This is a genomic window from Magnetospirillum sp. ME-1, from assembly GCF_002105535.1.
In the GTDB taxonomy this organism is placed as follows: domain Bacteria; phylum Pseudomonadota; class Alphaproteobacteria; order Rhodospirillales; family Magnetospirillaceae; genus Phaeospirillum.
The window spans coordinates 2,597,444-2,618,488 of the sequence record NZ_CP015848.1; the positions used below are offsets into that span (position 1 = coordinate 2,597,444).

Annotated in this window: 25 protein-coding genes; 21 read left to right on the forward strand and 4 right to left on the reverse strand. The window is 67.8% G+C overall.

Features of this window, described 5'->3' with window-relative positions; genetic code table 11:
* Nucleotides 1–285 carry an RNA-binding S4 domain-containing protein gene (locus tag WV31_RS12295; RefSeq protein WP_085373831.1) on the forward strand — a complete coding sequence of 95 codons (285 nt, stop codon included), beginning with the start codon at nucleotides 1–3 and terminating at the stop codon, nucleotides 283–285.
* Between the two features lie 135 nt (nucleotides 286–420).
* On the opposite strand, the gene WV31_RS12300 is transcribed toward WV31_RS12295, so the two are convergent.
* Complete coding sequence (locus WV31_RS12300; RefSeq protein WP_085373832.1) at nucleotides 421–1,602, reverse strand: pyridoxal-phosphate-dependent aminotransferase family protein; 1,182 nt, start codon at nucleotides 1,600–1,602, stop codon at nucleotides 421–423.
* Nucleotides 1,599–2,651 (reverse strand): DUF2125 domain-containing protein, encoded by a 1,053-nt coding sequence (locus WV31_RS12305; protein ID WP_237051282.1) that lies wholly within the window; start codon nucleotides 2,649–2,651, stop codon nucleotides 1,599–1,601. Before WV31_RS12305 ends, WV31_RS12300 begins: the two co-directional genes overlap by 4 nt.
* Nucleotides 2,652–2,691: 40 nt before the next feature.
* Here WV31_RS12305 and WV31_RS12310 point away from each other — a divergent pair, with 40 nt between their 5' ends.
* The 5 genes from WV31_RS12310 (at nucleotide 2,692) to WV31_RS12330 (ending at nucleotide 7,395) form a co-directional block, all read left to right on the forward strand.
* The gene (locus WV31_RS12310; protein WP_085373834.1) at nucleotides 2,692–3,231 is read left to right on the forward strand and encodes a gamma-glutamylcyclotransferase; all 540 of its coding nucleotides are present in this window, start codon (nucleotides 2,692–2,694) and stop codon (nucleotides 3,229–3,231) included.
* A gap of 156 nt (nucleotides 3,232–3,387) precedes the next feature.
* A complete protein-coding gene (gene galU, locus WV31_RS12315; RefSeq protein ID WP_085373835.1) occupies nucleotides 3,388–4,263 on the forward strand; it encodes a UTP--glucose-1-phosphate uridylyltransferase GalU in 876 nt (291 codons plus the stop codon).
* A 137-nt stretch (nucleotides 4,264–4,400) separates the two neighbouring features.
* A complete protein-coding gene (locus WV31_RS12320) occupies nucleotides 4,401–5,414 on the forward strand; it encodes a DNA/RNA non-specific endonuclease (protein WP_085373836.1) in 1,014 nt (337 codons plus the stop codon).
* A 57-nt stretch (nucleotides 5,415–5,471) separates the two neighbouring features.
* A complete protein-coding gene (locus WV31_RS12325) occupies nucleotides 5,472–6,248 on the forward strand; it encodes a hypothetical protein (RefSeq protein WP_085373837.1) in 777 nt (258 codons plus the stop codon).
* Between the two features lie 16 nt (nucleotides 6,249–6,264).
* The gene (locus WV31_RS12330) at nucleotides 6,265–7,395 is read left to right on the forward strand and encodes an alpha-hydroxy acid oxidase (protein ID WP_085373838.1); all 1,131 of its coding nucleotides are present in this window, start codon (nucleotides 6,265–6,267) and stop codon (nucleotides 7,393–7,395) included.
* A gap of 110 nt (nucleotides 7,396–7,505) precedes the next feature.
* Here WV31_RS12330 and ddpX read toward each other — a convergent pair whose 3' ends face one another.
* Nucleotides 7,506–8,075 carry a D-alanyl-D-alanine dipeptidase gene (gene ddpX, locus WV31_RS12335; RefSeq protein ID WP_085373839.1) on the reverse strand — a complete coding sequence of 190 codons (570 nt, stop codon included), beginning with the start codon at nucleotides 8,073–8,075 and terminating at the stop codon, nucleotides 7,506–7,508.
* A gap of 26 nt (nucleotides 8,076–8,101) precedes the next feature.
* Here ddpX and tsaB point away from each other — a divergent pair, with 26 nt between their 5' ends.
* On the forward strand, nucleotides 8,102–8,782 hold the full coding sequence (gene tsaB, locus WV31_RS12340; protein ID WP_237051283.1) for a tRNA (adenosine(37)-N6)-threonylcarbamoyltransferase complex dimerization subunit type 1 TsaB: 681 nt from the start codon (nucleotides 8,102–8,104) through the stop codon (nucleotides 8,780–8,782).
* The gene (locus WV31_RS12345) at nucleotides 8,779–9,258 is read left to right on the forward strand and encodes a GNAT family N-acetyltransferase (RefSeq protein WP_206072541.1); all 480 of its coding nucleotides are present in this window, start codon (nucleotides 8,779–8,781) and stop codon (nucleotides 9,256–9,258) included. The genes tsaB and WV31_RS12345 overlap by 4 nt, the downstream gene beginning before the upstream one ends.
* A gap of 32 nt (nucleotides 9,259–9,290) precedes the next feature.
* Here WV31_RS12345 and WV31_RS12350 read toward each other — a convergent pair whose 3' ends face one another.
* A complete protein-coding gene (locus WV31_RS12350; protein WP_085373841.1) occupies nucleotides 9,291–9,539 on the reverse strand; it encodes a sulfurtransferase TusA family protein in 249 nt (82 codons plus the stop codon).
* A 99-nt stretch (nucleotides 9,540–9,638) separates the two neighbouring features.
* Here WV31_RS12350 and WV31_RS12355 point away from each other — a divergent pair, with 99 nt between their 5' ends.
* The 13 genes from WV31_RS12355 (at nucleotide 9,639) to WV31_RS12415 (ending at nucleotide 21,038) form a co-directional block, all read left to right on the forward strand.
* Nucleotides 9,639–10,058 carry a MucR family transcriptional regulator gene (locus WV31_RS12355; RefSeq protein WP_085373842.1) on the forward strand — a complete coding sequence of 140 codons (420 nt, stop codon included), beginning with the start codon at nucleotides 9,639–9,641 and terminating at the stop codon, nucleotides 10,056–10,058.
* A gap of 119 nt (nucleotides 10,059–10,177) precedes the next feature.
* On the forward strand, nucleotides 10,178–10,609 hold the full coding sequence (locus WV31_RS12360; RefSeq protein WP_085373843.1) for a Fur family transcriptional regulator: 432 nt from the start codon (nucleotides 10,178–10,180) through the stop codon (nucleotides 10,607–10,609).
* A 45-nt stretch (nucleotides 10,610–10,654) separates the two neighbouring features.
* A complete protein-coding gene (locus WV31_RS12365) occupies nucleotides 10,655–11,461 on the forward strand; it encodes a GNAT family N-acetyltransferase (protein ID WP_085375564.1) in 807 nt (268 codons plus the stop codon).
* Nucleotides 11,458–12,267 carry a lysophospholipid acyltransferase family protein gene (locus tag WV31_RS12370; RefSeq protein WP_085373844.1) on the forward strand — a complete coding sequence of 270 codons (810 nt, stop codon included), beginning with the start codon at nucleotides 11,458–11,460 and terminating at the stop codon, nucleotides 12,265–12,267. The genes WV31_RS12365 and WV31_RS12370 overlap by 4 nt, the downstream gene beginning before the upstream one ends.
* A 50-nt stretch (nucleotides 12,268–12,317) precedes the next feature.
* A complete protein-coding gene (gene miaB, locus WV31_RS12375; RefSeq protein ID WP_085373845.1) occupies nucleotides 12,318–13,634 on the forward strand; it encodes a tRNA (N6-isopentenyl adenosine(37)-C2)-methylthiotransferase MiaB in 1,317 nt (438 codons plus the stop codon).
* Nucleotides 13,631–14,611, forward strand: coding sequence for a PhoH family protein (locus tag WV31_RS12380; protein WP_085373846.1), 981 nt, complete (start codon nucleotides 13,631–13,633; stop codon nucleotides 14,609–14,611). Before miaB ends, WV31_RS12380 begins: the two co-directional genes overlap by 4 nt.
* Complete coding sequence (gene ybeY, locus WV31_RS12385) at nucleotides 14,608–15,102, forward strand: rRNA maturation RNase YbeY (protein WP_085373847.1); 495 nt, start codon at nucleotides 14,608–14,610, stop codon at nucleotides 15,100–15,102. The genes WV31_RS12380 and ybeY overlap by 4 nt, the downstream gene beginning before the upstream one ends.
* A 6-nt stretch (nucleotides 15,103–15,108) precedes the next feature.
* Nucleotides 15,109–16,029, forward strand: a complete 921-nt coding sequence (locus tag WV31_RS12390; protein WP_085373848.1) for a hemolysin family protein — start codon at nucleotides 15,109–15,111, stop codon at nucleotides 16,027–16,029.
* Nucleotides 16,026–17,561 carry an apolipoprotein N-acyltransferase gene (gene lnt / locus WV31_RS12395; RefSeq protein ID WP_085373849.1) on the forward strand — a complete coding sequence of 512 codons (1,536 nt, stop codon included), beginning with the start codon at nucleotides 16,026–16,028 and terminating at the stop codon, nucleotides 17,559–17,561. The genes WV31_RS12390 and lnt overlap by 4 nt, the downstream gene beginning before the upstream one ends.
* A 148-nt stretch (nucleotides 17,562–17,709) precedes the next feature.
* On the forward strand, nucleotides 17,710–18,204 hold the full coding sequence (locus tag WV31_RS12400) for a helix-turn-helix domain-containing protein (protein ID WP_085373850.1): 495 nt from the start codon (nucleotides 17,710–17,712) through the stop codon (nucleotides 18,202–18,204).
* A gap of 219 nt (nucleotides 18,205–18,423) precedes the next feature.
* Nucleotides 18,424–19,590, forward strand: coding sequence for a methionine adenosyltransferase (gene metK, locus WV31_RS12405; protein ID WP_085373851.1), 1,167 nt, complete (start codon nucleotides 18,424–18,426; stop codon nucleotides 19,588–19,590).
* A gap of 7 nt (nucleotides 19,591–19,597) precedes the next feature.
* On the forward strand, nucleotides 19,598–20,311 hold the full coding sequence (gene trmB, locus WV31_RS12410) for a tRNA (guanosine(46)-N7)-methyltransferase TrmB (RefSeq protein WP_085373852.1): 714 nt from the start codon (nucleotides 19,598–19,600) through the stop codon (nucleotides 20,309–20,311).
* Nucleotides 20,312–20,396: 85 nt separating this feature from the next.
* A complete protein-coding gene (locus WV31_RS12415; protein WP_085373853.1) occupies nucleotides 20,397–21,038 on the forward strand; it encodes a DUF47 domain-containing protein in 642 nt (213 codons plus the stop codon).
* Nucleotides 21,039–21,045 lie beyond the last annotated feature (7 nt).

Here is a 21,045-nt window from a genome sequence, read left to right on the forward strand (position 1 = left end):
TTGGACGCCACCGCCCAGCGCCTGGACAAGTGGCTGTTTTTCTGCCGCTTTTTCAAGTCGCGGGCGCTGGCTGCGAACGTGGTTGAGAGCGGCGGGGTGCGCCTCAACGGCCAATCCGTCGCCAAGCCCGCCCACGCGGTCAAGCCCGGCGACCGGGTATCCTTTCCCGCCGGCCCCTATATCCGCACCGTCGAAATGCTGGCCCCGGGCACACGGCGCGGCCCGGTGCCGGAGGCCCAGGGGCTCTATCGCGACCTGGGCAAGGAACGGATGCCGGAGGAATAGCGGGGCTTTCGCCCCGGCCCCAACCGGGAGGCTGAAGCCTCCCGGACCCTCCATCGATTTATCGATATAAGAAATGGTGGTTCGGAGGCCTTCGCCTCCGATGGGTGCGGGCAAGCCCGCTCGCGCAAGCGATCCCTACCCGAACAGCGCCTTCGACGCCGCCGCCGGACCGGCGCCTTGCGGAACCTTGCCGCCCAGCACGCTTTCCAGGGCCATGAGGCAGGCCATGACGTGCCTGGGCGTGGCGCTTTGGCCCATCAGGCCGATGCGCCAGACCTTGCCGGCCAGGGCACCGAGGCCGGCGCCGATCTCCAGGCCGAAGCGGGACAGTAATTGGGCGCGCACGGCGGCCTCGTCCACGCCGTCGGGCACGGTGACGGCGTTGAGCTGGGGCAGACGGGATTTTTCCGCCACAAGCAGGCCCAGGCCCATGGCTTCCAGCCCGGCTTTCAGCGCCTCGTGCATGGCGCGGTGGCGCGCCCAGGAGGCTTCGAGGCCTTCCTCGTGCAGCATGACCAGGGATTCGTGCAGACCGTAGAGCGCGTTGACCGGGGCGGTGTGGTGATACGTCCTCTTGGCGCCGCCGCCCCAATAGGCGGTGAGCAGGGTAAGGTCGAGGAACCAGCTCTGCACCTTGGTCTTGCGGGCCTTCAGCGTCTCGACGGCGCGGGGCGAGAAGGTCACCGGCGACAGGCCGGGCGGGGCGGACAGGCATTTCTGGCTGCCGGAATAGACGGCGTCCGCCCCCCAAAGGTCCACCAGCACCGGAATGCCGCCCAGCGAGGTGACGGCATCGACCATGGCCAGGGCGCCGTGGGCATGGGCCAGGGCGCAGAGCTGGGCGGCGTCGGATTCCACGCCGGTGGAGGTCTCGGCATGGACGAAGGCCAGGGCCTTGGTGCCTGGGTTGGCCGTCAGGGCCGCCTCCACCTTGGCCGGGTCCACGGGGGTGCCCCAGGCATCCTCGACCACCACGGCGCGTGCGCCGCAGCGTTCCACGTTCTCCTTCATGCGGCCGCCGAACACGCCGTTGACGCAGACCACCACGGTGTCGCCGGGCTCGATCAGGTTGACGAAGCAGGCCTCCATGCCGGCCGAGCCGGGGCCGGAGACGGCGAAGGTCATTTCGTTACCGGTGCGGAAGGCGGCCTGCAGCAGGCCCTTCAGCTCGTCCATCATGGTGACGAAGGCCGGGTCCAGATGGCCGATGGTGGGCCGCGCCTGGGCGGCCAGCACCCTGGCGTGGACGTCCGAGGGACCGGGCCCCATCAGGATGCGCGAGGGCGGCTGGAACGAGGCGACGGGCAGGTTGCTCATGATGGCGGGGCTCCGGAACCGGGAGGAATGAGGGGCAGGGGCGGCAGGGTCAGCAGCTTGACCTGCCCGGCGTAAAGGGCGCCGTCCTGCAGGGTCAGCGCCAGGGTCAGCGTCGGGCGGCCCTGGGGATCGGGACGGGCCAGGATGGCCAGCAGCATCTCGGCGGCCGAGGCCATGCCCGGCTCCATCAGCCGGGCCTCGGTCAGGCGCTTGATGATCTCGTTCCAGCCGCGGATGCGGGCCGTGGTGGCGATCAGCGGCTGCAGGGCGGGGTCGAAGGCGAAGGTGCCGTCGCCCTCCAGGCTCAAGGCCCCCCATTCCACCGCCAGCCTGTCCAGCTCCACATTGCCGCCGGCATTGCTCCAGGCGGCCAGGGCGGACAGCGGCGCCGTCTCGGGAATGGTGCCCATGATGCGGCCCTCCACCCGCACCGCCTCCAGCCGGCGATGAAGCGGCAGGTCGGCGGGCAGGGGCATGTCCACGGCGTGGCCCTCCAGGGTGAAGCGGGCCGAGGGCTTCTCGTGGCCGGGATCGGGCGGGTTGAGCCATTCATAGGTGATGGCCAGACGCTCGGCCGACAGCGGCCCGGCACCCGCCTGCTCCAGCACCGGCCTTCCCGCCTCGAAGGTGAAGGCGTGCAGGTCGCCGTCGCCGTCCACCCGCAGGCGTACATTGGCCCCGGTGGCGGTGACGATGCCCCGCCACCCGTCGCTTAAGGACAGCTGATGGCTGGAGCCCAGGTCCAGGCCGGGGCCGAGGGGATCGAGGGCGGGCACGATCAGGCGCACCCGGTCGCTGCGCCATTCCAGGCCGGACGGCGTGGCGAGCCCGAAGGTGCCGAGATCAAGGCCGATGGTGCCGGGAAAGCCGAAAGTGGCGGGCGGCGCGAAGTCCAGGCGCCAGCCATCGGCGCGCCGGGCGGCCGCGAAGTCCTCGACCCCCTTGCGCAACTGCCCCGCCACGTGGAACCAATAGGCGGTGTAGGCGCCGGCCCCGGCCAGGACCAGGGCGGCGGCGGCCAAACCGGCAAGACGCAAACGGATGGACATCGGCATCAACACTCCAGGACCGGATACCACCTCTAACCCGATGGCGGGCTGGAGGCAAGGCAGCGACCTGTGGGTGTTCGCCTACGGCTCGCTGATGTGGAATCCCGATTTCGGCCACGCCGAGGCCCGGACCGCGAAATTGTGGGGCTATCACCGCGCCATGTGCATCCTGTCGTACCAGTGGCGCGGCACGCCCCAGCGCCCCGGCCTGGTCATGGGCCTGGACCGGGGCGGATCGTGCCGGGGCCGCGCCTTCCGGGTGGCCGCGCCCCAGGTGCCGGAGGTGATGGAACAGGTCTACCGCCGCGAGATGCCCACCGGAGTGTATATCCCCCGCTTCCTGCCGGCCGTCCTCGACGACGGGCGCCGCGCCGAAGTCTGGGCCTTCGTCGCCCGGCGCGACCACCCGCAATACCTGGGCGGCGCCGGCCCCGAGCAGCAGGCCGCCCTGATCCGCCAGGGCCACGGTCAGGCGGGACCCTGCCGCGACTACCTGGCCAACACCATCGCCCAGATGGAGATGCTGGGGCTGGGGGGCGAGAGCCTGAGGCGCCTGCTGCTTCTGGTGGATGGGGGCTAGGATTCCTGTGGGCTCCGCCCACACCCGCAAAGGGCCGGGGGCCCTTTGATCCCGTTCCTTCAATGCCCAGATTCCGCCGCAATCGGGACAAAACTCCGCCCGAATGGGCAGCGATGATCCCCCCCATCGCAACCTCTCCCCTGTGAGACATCCAAAATGATCCGCAAAGCCGTTCTGCCCGTTGCCGGCATGGGCACCCGCGTTCTGCCCGCCACCAAGGTGCTGCCCAAGGAATTGCTGCCGGTGGTGGACAAGCCGCTGATCCAGTACGCCGTCGAGGAAGCCGCCGAGGCGGGCATCACCGAGATCGTCCTGGTCACCGCCAGGGGTAAGGAGATGCTGGCCGACCATTTCGACCGCAACGCCGAGCTGGAGCGGTCGCTGGAGGCCAAGGGCAAGGCCGAGCTGCTGGACATCGCGCGCTCCACCTGCCCCAAGGGCGTGACCATCACTACCGTACGCCAGCCGGCCCCCCTGGGCCTGGGCCACGCCGTGCTGTGCGCCCGGCCCGCGGTGGGCGACGAGCCCTTCGCCGTGCTGCTGCCCGACGATCTGATCCTGGGCCAGCCCGGCTGCCTGAAGCAGCTGGTGGACGTGTGGACCGAGACGAAGGGTCACGTCATCGCCGTGGAGAACGTGCCCGCCGACCAGGTGGACCGCTACGGCATCCTGGACGTCATCGAGGAGAAGGGCCGCCTGGCCCGGGCCCGCGGCTTGGTGGAGAAGCCCAAGCCGGCCGAGGCGCCCTCGACGCTCTCGGTGATCGGCCGCTACGTCCTCGATCCCAGCGTGTTCGAAGCCCTCGAGCGCCGCGAGCGGGGCGCCGGCGGCGAGATCCAGCTGACCGACGCCATCGCGCGCACCCTGGACCGGGTGTCCTTGCACGGCGCCCGCTTCAAGGGCACCCGCTACGACTGCGGCAATAAGGCCGGCTATGTGGCGGCGATCATCGACGCCGCCCTGGCCCATCCGGAAACTGCCTCGGCCGTGCTTGCCCATCTCGAGGCTTTGACCGGGCGCCGCGTCGCCTGATTATCAATAAGAGATAAAATTGCGCCGTAAGCCACAAACTCGTGGCTTACGGCCATCGTATACAACTTGTATGAATTGCATTTCCTCGCGACTGTCGGCAACCTCGGACTGTATTTAACCTGTGCATGAGGTTTGCCATGCTTGGTCGAGTCGCCATCTTTCGTCTTTCGGCTGCTTTCTTCTTGCTGGCCGCCACCGTTCCGGCTCTGGCCGAGCCATTGGCCTGCAAGGGCCAGGGCGGGGTCAAGGAGTTGCCCTACGAATCCTCGGTGCCGTCCGGCTGGGACCATGACCGCTTCGGGACGCAGCCGCGCAGCCTGATGTTCTCGTACGGCGCCTTCACCGCCTCGTTCGAGACCGCCGCCGAACACAAGGCCGGCTCGCCCTATACCGGCATTCCCAAATGGGTGTCCTACGAGATGCGCGGCCTGATGGGCGGCGACGGCACGGCCATCCACCCCCAGGGCGCCAAGCGCCCGGTGAAGTGGTACGAGCTGGAGGAGACCGCCTTCCTGTGGAAGGACCAGGGCCTGAAGCCGGGCATCGACACCTCGTACCGGGGATTCGCCACCTTGTGGAACCGCGGCCACATGGCGGCGCGCAACCACGCCAACCGCATTTCCTGGCAGGAAGGCTGCAATACCCACACCTTCGTCAACGCCCTGCCCCAGTTCGCCGACATGAACCAGGGCGATTGGCTGGCGCTGGAGAATTACGCCATCGCCGCCGCCAACAAGTTCGGGCGGGTGTGGACCATCGCCGGGCCGGTGTTCGAGCCCGAGCGCGAGATCGACACCATCGGCAAGGAAGGCACCGTGCCGGTGGCCATTCCCCACGCCCTGTTCAAGATCCTGGTGATCGAGCGCAAGGGCAAGGTCGAGGCCCGCGCCTTCCTGTTCCACCAGGCCGACGAGGAGGAGCGCGGCCGCTATCGCAAATGCGCCGGCACGCCCCAGTCAAAGTACGACCTGGCGGCCTATTCCACCTCCATCTCGGCGCTGGAGAAGGCGACGGGCCTTTCCTTCCTCGCCCACCTGCCCGATGCCGTCCGCAAGGCGGCGGATTCGGGTTCGGCCGGCGAGCCCTGGCCCATCGAGGCCAAATACTGGGCCGATCGCTGCGGCGGCGACGACGACGACGACGACGTGTAGCCCCCCCAACCCGGATCCCCTCTTTACTGCGCCGCAAAAGGCGGCTTGGATAAGGGGATGGATTCGGGCGGAACGGACATCATCTGGAACCAGTTCATCCTGGCGGCGGCGCTGACCCGCACCGCCCGCCGGGTGCTGGAAAGGCGGAGCGAGGACGCGGAGTACAACGCCCGCTTCTCCTATGCCGACACCCATGCCGGCGGCGGAATCCTGCCCAGGCCCGCCGCCATGGCCGCGCTGCTGGCCCGCCGGGACCAGTTCAAGTCCCGGACGTGGTTCGACGCGGCCCAGGCGGGCGAAACCCATCCCGGCTCGTGGGTGCTGGCCGGACGGCTGGTCCACGCTTTGGGCGGGCTGGATTTCGAGGCCGACGTCAACGACATCGACGTGGCCGTCATCGAGGGCGCCAAGGCCAACCGCGAGGCCGGCTGGGTGCGGTTCTGGAGCCACGACTGGTTCTCGTTCCTGCGCCACCGCTTCATCCTGGAGCCCCGGCCCGACTTCGTCTTCATCGATCCGCCGCCCGACGATCCGCGCGGCCCCGGCTACGCCATGGACGCCGCCATCCTGCTCGACACCCTGGACACGCCCTACATGGTGGCCTATCCCGTGGATGCGCCCGGCGGGGCAAAGCCCCAGACCGTCATCGACCAGATCGGCCGCTCGGGGCTGGAACTGCGCGGTGCGGGGCTGGAACGCGGCGTGCTGCTGGGCGGCGGAGCGGAAACGGTGGTGCTCGACATCCTGGCCGACCTGCGCACCCTGGCCGAAATGCTGGGCGGCGAGCTTTCGGTCCGGCTGCCCAGCCCACCGGCCGATGACTACACTATCTGAGGGAAAGAACAGCCCCATGAGCAACGCGGCGAGCATCGGTGATCTGGCCCGGCGGGCCTGGTGGCGGCTGCCCGGCTTCGCCTTCGGCTTCCTGGACGGCGGCTCGGGCGAGGAGGGGGGCCTGCGCCGCAACCGCGAGCGCCTGGAAGCGGTGATCCTGGCCCCCAGGGCCTGCACCGGGGCGAAGCCCGAGACGCGGGCCAGCCTGTTCGGCCGCGATTACGCCCTTCCCTTCGGCGCCGCGCCGGTGGGCATGGGCAACCTCTTATGGCCGGGCGCCGATCTGATGGTGGCGCGCCAGGCCGCCCGGCTGGGCTTTCCCGTGGTGGCCTCCACCGTCGCCACCACGCCGCTGGAGGACATCGCCGAGGCGGCGGGCGGCAACGCCTGGTTCCAGCTCTACGTCTCGCGCGAGGAGCGCATCAACCGCGACCTGCTGGCGCGGGCCTGGGCGGCGGGCATCCGCGAGCTGGTGGTCACCGTGGACGTGCCAGTGGCCGGCGACCGCCGCCGCGACCTACGCAACCGCTTCATCCTGCCGTTCAAGCCGGGGCCGCGCTTCGCCCTCCAGGTGGCCCTGGCGCCGTTCTGGGCGCTGGAAACCCTGAAATCCGGCTCGCCCGGCTTTCCCAATCTCGCCCGCTATGTGGGCGAGGTGGACGGCAAGACCCTGGCCGGCTTCATTCAGTCCCAGATCAAGGACGACCTCACCTGGGACGACGTCCGGGCCCTGCGCGACCTGTGGCAGGGCAGGATGCTGGTCAAGGGTGTGATGACCGCCGCCGACGCCAAATCCGCCCTGGAGATCGGCGCCGACGGCATCTGGGTCTCCAACCACGGCGGCCGCCAGTTGGATGCCGCCCCGGCGTCCATCGATTCGCTCAGTTCCATCCGCGCCGCGCTGGGCAAGGAGGCCGTGGTGGTCATGGACGGCGGCATCCGCTCGGGCGAGGACGTGGTGCGCGCCGGAGCCACGGGTGCCGATTTCGTGTTCTGCGGCCGCGCCTTCTATTACGGCGCGGCAGCCGCCGGCGAAGCGGGCGCGGCGCGGGCCGCCGACCTGCTGGCCGTCGACCTCCGGCGCACCCTCATTCAGATCGGTTGTCCGTCGTGGATGGCGCTGGATGAGGGGTGGTTGTGGGCGTAAGTCGGGCTGCCGCCCGAACCCGCCCGGAGGCGATGCCTCCGGACCTCCCTTATTTTTGAAATCAAAAGAGGGTTTGGGAGGTTTCCTCCCAATCGGGGCGGAAGCCCCGATCACATCCCCATCATCCGCTCCATTCCCAGCACCGTGTCGGACAGCAGGGGGAAGCGGGCGGCGTCATGCATCTGGTAGTGCCACCACTCGTTGGCATAGAAGTCCCAGCCGGCGGCGTTCATCAGGCCCAGCAGCAGAAGGCGGTTGCGCTGCGCCTCGACGCTGACTTCGGTCACCGCGTGGTGGGACAGCGGCGTGAAGGCGTCGAAGGCGGTGCCCATGTCCAGCGCTTGGCCGGTGGCGGCGTCCAGCAGGTCGAGATCCACCGCCACGCCCCGCGAATGGGTCGAGCCCCGGCGGGGATCGGCGAGGAATTCGGGATCGGGAGTATGGGTCCACAGGGCCCATTGCGCCTCGGACGGGCGGTAGGCGTCGAGGATGCGCAAGGTGAGCCCCAGGGGCCGCGCCAGTTCCACCGCCTTCTTCAGCAGCGGCGCGGCTTGGCCGTGCAGCCAACAGCCCGCGCCCGGCCGGTAGACGGGCTTTCCGGTGAAATTGTCGGGGGTGGCATAGGCCAGCAGAATCTCGACGCCAAAGTCTTCGGTGGTGACGGGGACCAGGGGATGCATCTTCCTGCTTTCATTTCGGACGATGGATGAAGTATAGCGGCGCCATGATTATTCTCGCCATGGACAGTTCCACCTCCGCCTGCTCCGCCGCCCTGTGGTCAGAGGGACGCGTGCTGGCCGGGCGCCTGTCGCCCATGGCGCGCGGCCAGAGCGAGGCGCTGATGCCCATGGTCGCCGGGGTGATGGCCGAAGCCGGCCTGTCCTTCGCCGATCTCGGCCTGCTGGCGGTGACGGTGGGGCCGGGCGCCTTCACCGGCCTGCGCATCGGGCTGGCGGCGGCGCGCGGACTGGCCCTGGCCTCGGGCCTGCCCCTGGCCGGTGTGGCCACGCCGGCGGCGGTGGCCGCCGGGATTTCAGGTGAGGAACGGCGGGGGCGCAATCTGCTGGTCGTCCTCGAATCGCGGCGCGACGAGAAGTGGATGCAGCTGTTCGATTCCGAGCTCAACCCGCTGTCCGACATCCGGGCCCTGCCGCCGTCCCAGGCGGGCGAGCTGGCCGCCGGCCCGGTCCTGGTGGCCGGCGACGCCGCCCCCCTGGTCCAGCCCCATCTGCCCCAAGGCGTGGTCGCCACCGCGGCGGGCTATCCCGATGCCGGCGTGGTCGCCGCCCTGGCGGCGCACCAGTGGGCGCAGGGCCGGTCGCTGCCGCCCGAGCCCCTTTACCTGCGCGACGCCGACGTCACCCTGCCGGGGCAATCGGCGCCGTGATCGAGCTGATCCCCGCCGGGCTGGTCCACGCCGAGCTGCTGGCCGGCATGCACCGCATCTGCTTCGCCGAACCGTGGAGCGCCAATTCCATGGCCGAGGTGCTGGCCCTGGCCGGATCCGAGGGCCTGATCGCCGTGGACGGCAAGTCCCTCAGCCCCGCCGGGGAGCCGCCGGGTCCGGCCGGACTGGTGCTGTGGCGGCGCATCTTCGACGAGTCCGAAATTCTGACCATCGCCGTCCTGCCCCCCTGGCGCCGCGCCGGGCTGGGGGCGCGCCTGCTGCGGGCCGCCATGGACTCGGCCGTCCGGGCGGGGGCTTCGACCATGTTCCTGGAAGCCGCCGCCGACAATCTCGCCGCCCTGGCCCTCTACGACTCTAATGGATTCACCCGAGTTGGTCTGCGTAAGGGCTACTACGGAGGAGTAGATGCGGTGACCATGAGTTGCCGCCTGGACCAAACATCAGTCGAGGCCTGAGACGCATCAGTATCCACACGCTTGCATGGGGTTTATTTCTTGCAAACGACAAGGCGGTGGATTCCCGCCGGGCCTTCGCCGGGTTCAGGTGTCAGCGAAAGAATTTCGTGTCCCAGTTCGGCAAGAGAACGCGGCACATTTCCCAGCGGTTCCGCACCTTTCAACCGCACCTCGACCATCTCTCCGGACGCCATGCGCTCTACCAGCAACTTGGTTTTCACGAATGTCATCGGACAGACTTCGTTGGTGATGTCAAGGCTGTAGTTTGGCTTCTCAGTCATGCGAATTGTGTCACTTTCATTTGTCGTAATGGTTATTGCCAGCTTTGTATGAACGATTTATATAAGGCCCCACTGAATGAAATTGGAGGGCTGCTCTCAATGTCGGAGCGTTCGAACAGCGGCGACCTGCTGAGCCTGACCACGGAAATCGTGGCTGCGCATGTCGCCAACAATAGCGTGGCGGTGGCCGATCTTCCCCACCTGATTCAGGAAGTCTACCGCACCCTGGCCTCGGTGGGCAGCGTCCCCGCGGCGCCCGAACGGCCCCAGCCCGCCGTGAACGTGAAGAAGTCGGTCACCCCCGACTACATCATCTGTCTCGAGGACGGCAAGAAGCTGAAGATGCTGAAGCGCCACCTCAAGACCGCCTACAACATGAGCCCCGAGGAATACCGGGATCGCTGGGGTCTGCCCGCCGATTACCCCATGGTGGCTCCCAATTACGCCCAGCACCGCTCGAGCCTGGCCAAGAAGATCGGCCTGGGCACCAAGCCGCGCAAGCGCAAGCGGACCACCTAACGGCCTGAGCCTTCTCGACAAAGTGGGGCGTTCCGGGCATCATCCCGGAATCCCGGCCCGACGGGGTGCCTTTCGGCGCCCCGTTCGTCGCTGGCCCCGTCGACAACCGGATCGCGGCAATGGTTTCACGCATCGAGCAACGCTGCATCGACAAGGGCATGAAGATGACCGACCAGCGTCGGGTCATCGCGCGCGTCCTGTCCGATTCTTCCGACCATCCCGATGTGGAAGAGGTGTATCGCCGGTCCACGGCGATCGATCCCCACATCTCCATCGCCACCGTCTACCGCACCGTGCGGCTGTTCGAAGAGGCGGACATCCTCGAACGCCATGATTTCGGCGATGGCCGCGCCCGCTACGAGGAAGCCGCCGGCGATCATCACGACCACCTGATCGACATGCAGTCGGGCAAGGTGATCGAGTTCACCAGCACCGAGATCGAGGCCCTGCAGCGCGAGATCGCCCGGCGCTACGGCTATCGTCTGGTGGGACACCGCCTTGAACTTTATGGAGTTCCGTTGACTTCCGGTGACAAACCGGAAGACAAATAGGCTTTGCGGTCGAACCAGCGCCGCAAGGACGGAACCAGAGGAATCATGCAATCCGTGTCCGAGACACGCGAGGTCGCCGACGGGCTTGAGGTCCGGCTTGCCGAAAGCGCGGCCGAAGTGGCCGCCGCCCAGGCTTTGCGCTATCGCGTCTTCTATCAGGAAATGGGGGCCAAGCCGTCGGACGCCATGCGCGACCGCCTGGCCGATTTCGACGATTTCGATTCCGTCTGCGACCACCTGCTGGTCATCGACCGGGCGCGGGGCAAGGGCGCGGCCGGCGTGGTCGGCACCTATCGCCTGATGCGGCGCGGCGCGGGCGAGGCCTTCGGGCGCTTCTACACCGCCGGCGAATACGACATCGCCAATATCCTGGCCAATGGCGGCCGCTTCATGGAGCTGGGGCGGTCCTGCGTCGATGCCGGCTACCGCAACGGCGCCACCATGAAGAAGCTGTGGGACGGCATCGCCGTCTATGTCTTCGAGAACGACGTGGAACTGATGTTCGGCTGCGCCAGCCTGCCCGGCACCGACGTCCAGGCTCTGGCCGGCCATCTGTCCTATCTCTACCACCACCACCTCGCCCCCGAGAGCCTGCGCCCGAAGGCGCTTGCCCATCTGCACGTGGACATGAACCTGCTCCCTAAGGAGGCGCTGGTGCCCCGCCGGGCCATGGCCGAGCTGCCGCCGCTGATCAAGGGCTATCTGCGGCTCGGCGGTTTCGTCGGCGACGGCGCGGTGATCGACCACCAGTTCAACACCACCGACGTCTGCGTCATGGTCAAGACCGACCTGGTCACCGCCAAGTACCGGGCCCATTACGACCGCACTATTCCAGGATGGTCCGAGGAATGATCTCCGTCCCCGTGGCTGTCTTGCGTTTCCTCGGCTTCGTGCTGTGGACCCTGGTCCTGATCCCGCCCTTCCTGGTGCTGCGTCTGGTCTCCAGACCCCGCATACCCGCCTATACCCGTGTCTACTGGCGGGGCGTCATGGCCATCATCGGCTATGACGTGGTGGTGCGCGGCCGCCCGGTGGAGAACGGCTCGCCGGTGCTCTATGTGGCCAACCACGCCTCCTATCTGGACATCATCGTGCTGGGCAGCCTGCTGCGCGCCTATTTCGTCGCCAAGAGCGAGGTGGCGGGCTGGGCCGGCTTCGGCTTTCTGGCGCGCATCTCGCGCACCGTGTTCATCGAGCGCAGCCGCGGCGCCACGGCGCGGGAACGCAACGGCCTGCTCACCCGCTTCGACCTGGGCGAATCTCTGATCCTGTTCGCCGAGGGCACCTCCAACGACGGCAACCAGGTGATGCCGTTCAAGAGCTCGTTCTTCTCGGTGGCCGAGGGCGAGGTGCGGGGAACCGACGGCCTGCCGCAGCCCGTGTCGGTGCAGCCGGTGTCGGTGGCCTATACCAGACTGGACGGCCTGCCCATCACCCGGGCTTTGCGCCCCCATCTCGCCTGGTACGGCGACATGACGCTGGCCCCCCACCTGATCGGGGCGCTGGGCATGGGCCGCATCACCGTCGAGGTGGAATTCCATCCCCCCGTCACCGTCGCCCAGTTCGGCTCGCGCAAGGGGCTGTCGGCCCATTGCCACAAGGTGATCAGCGATGGCCTGACCCGCATGCTGGCCGGACGGCCGGCGGCGAATTCTTGACTCGGGCGGTCCCGCTCCTTAACCATTGAGAATCCCGGACGCGTAAGACATTGGCCAAGCGACTTTTCGTCAAAACCTACGGCTGCCAGATGAACGTCTATGACTCCGCCCGCATGGCGGACGTCCTGGCGCCGCTGGGTTATGGCCCGGCCGAGGAGGCCGAGGGCGCCGACATGGTGATCCTCAACACCTGCCACATCCGCGAGAAGGCCGCCGAGAAGGTGTTCTCGGAACTGGGCCGTTTGCGCAAGCTGAAGACCGCCAAGGCCGAGGCCGGGGAAAAGATGATCCTGGCGGTGGCCGGCTGCGTCGCCCAGGCCGAGGGCGAGGAGATCCTGCGCCGCGCCCCCTTCGTCGACATCGTGCTGGGGCCGCAGACCTATCACCGCCTGCCCGAGATGGTGGCCCAGGCGGCGCGGGCCGGCGGCGCGGTGCTCGACACCGAATTCCCGGTCGAGCCCAAGTTCGACTTCCTGCCCGAACCCCATGCCGAGGGCACCAGCGCCTTCCTGTCGGTGCAGGAGGGCTGCGACAAGTTCTGCACCTTCTGCGTGGTGCCCTATACCCGCGGCGCCGAATATTCCCGCCCGGCTTCGGCCGTGCTGGCCGAAGCGGCCAAGCTGGCCAAAGGCGGCGTGCGCGAGATCACCCTTCTCGGCCAGAACGTCAACGGCTGGCACGGAGGCGACGGCTGGACGCTGGGCCGCCTGATCCGCGAACTGGCCGAGGTGGACGGTGTCGAGCGCATCCGCTACACCACCTCGCACCCCCGCGACATGGACGACGAGCTGATCAGGGCCCATGCCGAGCTCCCCCAACTGATGCCCTTCCTCCACCTGCCGGTGCAGTCGGGGGCCGACCGCATCCTGGCCGCCATGAACCGGGGCCACGACCGCGTCACCTATCTGCGGCTGGTGGACAAGCTGAAGACGGCCTGCCCCGATCTGGCCCTGTCGTCGGACTTCATCGTCGGCTTCCCCGGCGAGAGCGATGCCGATTTCGAGGACTCCATGTCGCTGGTGCGCGAGGTGGGCTTCGTCCAGACCTATTCCTTCAAGTACTCGTCGCGCCCCGGTACCCCCGCCGCCGCCATGGAGCGCCAGATTCCGGAAAAGGTGAAGGAGGAGCGCCTGGCCGCCCTGCAGGCCCTGCTGCTGGAGCAGACCATCCGCTTCAACCAGGCCTGCGTCGGCCGCGAGATGCGCGTCCTGCTCGACCGCCCCGGCCGCCACGAAGGCCAGCTGCTGGGCCGCTCGCCCTATATGCAGCCGGTCCACGTCAAGGCCGCCGCCCATCTGATCGGCACCGTTGCCCCCGTCCGCATCGTCAAGGTGCATCCCAACAGCCTGGAGGCGGTGCCGGCATGAGTTCTGGCGACGCCTCCCTGGTTCGCGAATTCCCCGACAACGCCCTGGCCCAGGTGCTGTTCGGCCCCCATAACGCCAATCTCGACCGTATCGAGGGCCATCTGGGCGTGGGCCTCGACGTGCGCGGCAACACGGTGACCATCTCGGGCACGCCGGATGCCGCCCTCGAGGCGGCGCGCATCCTGGACAGCCTCTATGCCTCGGCCAGGCGCCAGGGACACCTGGAAACCGCCGACGTGGATTCGGCGGTACGCATGGCCAAGCTTCCCGAGGGTCACGAGAATGCCGGCGGCGACGTGGTCATCCGCACCAGGAAGCGCCACATCGCCGCACGCACCCCCACCCAGGCCGAGTACATCCGGGCCTTGGGCGAGGCGCCGCTGACCTTCGGCTTAGGCCCCGCCGGCACCGGCAAGACCTATCTGGCGGTGGCCAAGGCGGTGGCCATGATGGTGGCGGGCGAGGTGGACCGCATCATCCTGTCGCGCCCGGCCGTCGAGGCCGGCGAGCGTCTGGGCTTCCTGCCCGGCGATCTCAAGGACAAGGTGGACCCCTACCTGCGCCCGCTCTACGACGCCCTTTACGACATGCTGCCCGGCGACCAGGTGGCCAAGAAGCTGCTGGCCGGCGAGATCGAAGTGGCGCCGCTGGCCTTCATGCGCGGCCGGACGCTGGCCAATTCCTTCATCATTCTGGACGAGGCCCAGAACACCACCACCATGCAGATGCGCATGTTCCTCACCCGCATGGGCGAGCATTCGCGCATGGTGGTGACCGGCGACGTCAGCCAGACCGACCTGCCGCCCGGCGTGCGTTCCGGCCTGCTGGACGCCATCCATATCCTGGACGGCATGGAGGGCGTGCGCTTCGTGCGCTTTACGGACAAGGACGTGGTGCGCCACGATCTGGTGACCCGCATCGTGCGGGCCTACGACAAGGCCGACCGTGAAGCCAAGGCCAAGGGCAAGGACAAATGACCGTCACCATCGAGATCGCCGTCGACATTCCCTGTGCCCGCTGGACCGAGGCCATGCCCGATTCCGAAACCCGCTGCGGCCGCCTCGCCGCCACCGCGCTGGGCGCCGTCGACCTGCCCGACGGCGTGGTCGAGCTGTCCATCGTGCTGGCCGACGACGAGACGGTGCGGGGCCTCAACCGCGACTGGCGGGGCAAGGACCAGCCCACCAACGTGCTGTCCTTCGCCTCGCTCGACGACGAGGACGCCCCAATCGTCCCCGGCGCGCCCCTGCTGCTGGGCGACGTGATCCTGGCCTATGAGACCTGCGCCGCCGAGGCCCAAGAGCAGGGCAAGGAGCTGGCCGATCATTTCAGTCATCTCGTTGTCCATGGCGTCCTGCATCTGTTGGGCTATGATCACATGGACGAGGAGGAGGCCGCCGAGATGGAAGCGCTGGAAACCACCCTGCTGGCGGCGCTCGGTATCCCCGACCCCTATGGAGAGCAATAAAGCTTCATGAACGACCCTGGCAGTAGCCCGCCCCGTGAGAACGGGGCAAACCACAAGAAGTCGGGCGACGACACGCTGTTCGGCGCCATGCGCGGCTGGCTGCGGGGCCGCCGCCGCCCCAAGGGGACCGAGACCGTCCGCGACGCGCTGGAAGAGCTGATCGAGGATCGCGACAGCGCCGAAATCCCCATCGACGAGCACGAGCGCCAGCTGCTCGGCAACATCCTTCATCTGCGCGACGTCACCGCCTACGACGTCATGGTGCCGCGCGCCGATATCGTCGCGGTGGAGGCCAAGACCACCCTGGAAGGGCTGATCGCGCTGTTCATCGGCTGCGGCCATTCCCGCCTGCCGGTCTATCGCCGCTCGCTGGACGACGTCATCGGCATGGTCCACATCAAGGATCTGCTGGAGGTGATGGGCCAGGGCAAGCCGTTCAACCTGCCCCGCCTGGCCCGGCGCGTCCAGTTCGTGGCGCCCTCCATGCGGGTCACCGACCTGCTTTTGGAGATGCGGCTCAAGCGCTCGCACCTGGCCCTGGTGGTGGACGAATACGGCGGCATCGACGGGCTGGTCACCATCGAGGATCTGGTGGAGCAGATCGTCGGCGAGATCGAGGACGAGCACGACCAGGACGAGGAACCGGAACTGATCATCCGCGACGATGGCGCCGTCGAGGCCGATGGCCGCACCGCCATCACCGAATTCGAGGACCGCATGGGCGCCGTGCTGACCGACGAGGAGCGCGAAGAGGTGGAGACCCTGGGCGGGCTGGTGTCCTTCGTCGCCGGACGGGTGCCGTCGCGGGGCGAGCTGATCACCCATTCCGCCGGACTGGAATTCGAGGTCCTGGACGCCGACCCCCGCCGGGTGAAGCGGGTGCGGGTCCGCCGGGTGGCCAGTCCGGAACCGGCGGTCACCGAATGAATCTGCAAGCCCTGAAGCAGCGGTTTTCGGCCCTGTCCGGCTGGCGCCGGCGCCTGGTTCTGATGAGCTTGGGCGCCGTGGCGGCGCTGGCGTTGCCGCCCACCCTGGTGTTGCCGGCCCTGGTCCTGGCCTTTCCGCCCATCGCCTGGAGTCTTGAGTCCGCCACCACGAGGCGCGCCGCCTTCGGGGCCGGCTTCTGGTGGTTCACCGGCTGGTTCGCGGTGGGCCTGTACTGGATCTCCATCGCCCTGCTCACCGATGCGGCCAAATTCGGCTGGATGATCCCCTTCGCCGTGTTCGGCCTGTCCTCGGTGCTGGCCACCTTCTTCGGGCTGGCCACATTGGCCGTCCATCTGTGCCGTGTGCGGCGGGTGGCCCGTATTCCCGCTCTGGCGGTGGCCTTCACCCTGGCGGAATGGGCGCGGTCCTGGGTGATGACCGGCCTGCCCTGGAATCCCATGGGCTCGGTCTGGGACATCAGCCTGCCCGTGCTGCAGTTCGGCGCCTTCGGCGGCATCTGGGGCCTGACGCTGCTCACCTATCTGATGGCGCTGGCTCCCGCCCTGCTGGCCGCCCCCGGTTATCGCCGCGCCGTGGCCGCGGTCACGCTCGGCCTGCCCGCCTTGCTGTGGGCCGGCGGCATGGTGCGTCTTGCGTTCAATCCCCAGGAGCTGGTGCCCGGTATACAGCTGCGCATCGTCCAGGCCGCCGTGGCCCAGGCCAACAAGTGGAAGGACGACCAGCGGGAAGCCAATCTGCGCGAGCACGTGGCGCTCACCCGTGGTCCCGGCTTCGAAAAGATCACCACGGTGATCTGGCCCGAAACCGCCGTGTCCTTCTTCCTCGATCTCGACCGCCTGCACCGCCAGATGGCGGCGGCGGCGGCGCCCGCCGGCGGATTGCTGCTGACCGGCGCGCCGCGCGTCACGCCCAAGGGCGTCGAGCCGTTCCAGATCTGGAACTCGCTGATGGCGGTGACGCCCGAGGCCGGCATCGCCGCCATCTATGACAAGGTCCATCTGGTGCCCTTCGGCGAGTACGTGCCGCTGCGCGGCATCCTGCCCATCGCCAAGATCACCCATGGCGGCACCGATTTCTCGGCCGGGTCGGGGCCGGTCAGCCTGGACCTGCCCGGCCTGCCGGCGGCGGCTCCGCTGATCTGCTACGAGGCGATCTTTCCCAACACCATCGTCGCCCGCCACCAGCCCCGTCCGGGCTGGATCCTCAACGTCACCAACGACGGCTGGTTCGGCATCTCGTCGGGACCGCATCAGCATCTGGCCGCCTCGCGCATGCGGTCCATCGAGGAAGGCCTGCCCCAGGCCCGCGCCGCCAATACGGGGATCTCGGCGGTGATCGATCCGTCCGGCCGCATGGTCGGCAGCCTGCCGCTCGGCGAGAAGGGCGTTCTGGACGCGCCCCTGCCTCAGGCCCTGCCCCCCACCCTGTACAGCCGATTGGGCGACATTATCCCCGGCCTCCTTCTGCTTTTGACCGCGCTTGCAGGATTTTTGTTGCGGCGGTTGAACTAGGCACCAAGGCTACATACATAGGTCATATAGCTATTGAGCTAGTCAACACACGCCCCACGTGTTGACTGTATACAATCGTGCCCTTATGGTGCATCCACAACTCAAAGTACCTTGGGCACGCGACCCAACGACCTTTTAGGAAGCCGCCATGGTCAACAGCAATCATAAATCCGCCCCATCCCATCGTGGTTCATCCCGGGGCCGCCTGCCCTCCGGCCAGCCCAACCCGGTCGACATCCATGTGGGGGCCAGGGTCCGCCTGCGCCGCACCCTGATGGGGATGAGCCAGGAAAAACTGGGCGAATCCATCGGGCTGACCTTTCAGCAGGTGCAGAAATACGAGCGCGGCGCCAACCGCATCGGGGCAAGCCGCCTGTTCGACCTGTCCCGGGTGCTCGACGTGCCGGTCTCGTTCTTTTTCGACGACATGGCCGAGACGGTGCAGGACCAGAGCCCGGTGGCGGTCGCCCGCGGCGTGTCCGGCCTGTCGGAGGAGCCCGCCGGCTTCGAGGCCGACCCCATGACCAAGCGTGAAACGCTGGAACTGGTTCGCGCCTATTACAGCATTACCGACCCCCAGGTCCGCCGCCGGGTCTACGATCTGGCCAAGGCGCTGGCGGCGGTCGGCGAGATCAAGAAATAACCCTTTGAATTTCTGGATTTTGGCCCAGGGGCGATTCGTCTTGACGAATCGCCCCTTCGCCTGTCAGAAGAACCCCCCGGAGCGGTGCGACCGCTCCCGTGGAGATTTTGACCGCTTGCCGCCACGCTGATTTCGGCTAAGTGGGTGCATCACGATGGCGCTCATCCGCGTGTTGATGCCCCTGGTCCCAATATCGATTGGATCTAGGAGGGCTTGCCCGTGTCCAAAAAGAATTTCCTCTTCACCAGTGAATCCGTGTCCGAAGGCCATCCCGACAAGGTTGCCGACCGGATTTCCGACGCCGTCGTCGATGCGTTCCTGGGTGCCGATCCCTTCGCCCGCGTGGCGGTGGAAACCCTGGTCACCACCAACCTGATCGTCATGGCCGGCGAAGTGCGCGGCCCGGCCTCGGTCAACGCCGCCCTGATGGATGAACTGGCCCGTCACGCGGTCAAGGACATCGGCTACGAGCAGGACGGCTTCCACTGGAAGAACGCCGAGATCATCAACCGCGTCCACTCGCAGTCCGCCGACATCGCCCAGGGCGTTGACGCCGGCGCCGACAAGGACGAGGGCGCGGGCGACCAGGGCATCATGTTCGGCTATGCCTGCAACGAGACCCCGGTGCTGATGCCCGCCCCCATCTACTACTCTCACGAAATCCTGAAGAGCCTGGCCGAGGCCCGCCACTCCGGCGCCGCCCCCCAGCTGCTGCCCGACTCCAAGTCGCAGGTCACCCTGGAATACCGTGACGGCAAGCCGGTGCGCGCCACCTCGGTGGTGGTCTCGCACCAGCACGTGGACGGCCTGTCCCAGGCCGACATCAAGGAAATCGTCCGTCCCCACGTCAAGAACGTGCTGCCCGAAGGCTGGATGCCCGCCGACGACCAGTTCTACGTCAACCCCACCGGCCGCTTCGTCATCGGTGGTCCCGACGGCGATACCGGCCTGACGGGCCGCAAGATCATCGTCGACACCTACGGCGGCGCGGCTCCCCACGGCGGCGGCGCCTTCTCGGGCAAGGATCCGACCAAGGTCGACCGCTCGGCCGCCTATGCCGCCCGCTATCTGGCCAAGAACGTGGTCGCCTCGGGCCTGGCCGACAAGTGCGTGATCCAGCTCAGCTACGCCATCGGCGTCTCCAAGCCGCTGTCGGTCTACGTGGACACCTCGGGCACCTGCAAGGTGGATGAGGACAAGCTGGCCATCGTGCTGCAGCAGCTGGTGGACCTGAGCCCGCGGGGCATCCGCACCCATCTGGGCCTCAACAAGCCCATCTACGCCCGCACCGCGGCCTACGGCCATTTCGGCCGCAGCCCCGACGCCGACGGCGGCTTCTCGTGGGAGAAGACCGACCTGGTGGAGCAGCTCAAGAAGGCCTTCTAAGCCTTCCATGAGCCGGGATAGCGAAAATGGAAACGCGGCCGCCGAGCGGCCGCGTTTTTTCGGTCGGCGCCAGGGCAAGGCCCTGCGCCGCAACGCGCTGGGCTTGATCGACGACCTGTTGCCGCGCCTTAGCGTCGCCACCCCTGAACCGGGCGAGCGCGTCGAGCCCGCCTTGCTGTTTCCCGGCGCCATGCGTTCGGTGTGGCTGGAGGTGGGATTCGGCGGCGGCGAGCACGTGGCCGACCAGGCCGAAGCCAACCCGGATGTGGGCCTTATCGGCTGCGAGGTGTTCCGGAACGGCATCGCCAGCCTGCTGGGCCATGTCCAGGCCCGCGGCCTGGGCAATGTCCGAATCTTCCCCGAGGACGTCCGGCTGCTGCTGCCCGCTTTGCCCGACGCCTCGCTGGGGCGCGTCTTCGTGCTGTTCCCCGATCCCTGGCCCAAGACCCGCCACGCCGACCGGCGCTTCATCGGCCCCGACACCCTGGACGTGCTGGCCCGGATTCTGAAGGATGACGGCGAGCTGCGCGTCGCCAGCGACGACCCCGTCTATGTGGCCTGGACCGCCCGCCACCTGGACGCCCATCCCGCCTTCGAAAGGATCCTGGCCACCGCCGACCGTTCGGCCGTACCGGCCGACTGGCCCGCCACCCGCTACGAGCAGAAATGCATCACCGGACGGGCGCCCGTATTCTTCCTCTACCGCCGGCGGCACCGTTAGGGCAGGCACGCGATTCCAATCGTGTCATCTTCCGGTCACATGTGGTATTGAGGCGCCAAAGTCGTAACTGTCCAGGGGTCCCCCCATGTTTTTCCGCATGTTCCGTGCCTTGATGCCCAAGGAAGAGGAATTCGTCGGACTGTTCGTCCAGCACGCGGAGAAAATCCACTCGGCCGCCAAGGCCCTGGAAGACATGATGGGCGACGGCGCCGACATGAGCCTGCATTTCAAGCAGATCTGCGCCTTCGAGGGTGAGGCCGACCTGATCACCCGCGCCACCCTGCAGGCCCTGCACCGCTCGTTCATCACGCCGTTCGACCGCGACCAGATCCACCGGCTGATCACCACCATGGACGACGCGGTGGACGGCATCGAGGAGGTGGCCCAGCGCGTCGATCTGTACAGCGTCACCGAATTCACCCCCGACATGCGGGCGCTGGCCACCGGCATCACCGAATGCGCCCACCTGCTGACCAAGGCCATTCCGCTGATGCGCGAGGTCACCCGCAACGCCGCCGCCATCAACGAGCTGTGCGACGCCATCGGCCGCCAGGAAAGCGCCGCCGACAAGCGCCAGCACGAAGGTCTGCGCACCCTGTTCGCCACCGAGAAGGACCCGGTCAAGCTGATCACCCGCAAGGAGATCTACCAGCGGCTGGAAAAGGTCTCCGACCGCTTCGACGACGTGGCCAACGTCATCGAGACGGTGGTGATCGAACAGGTCTAGGCCCCGC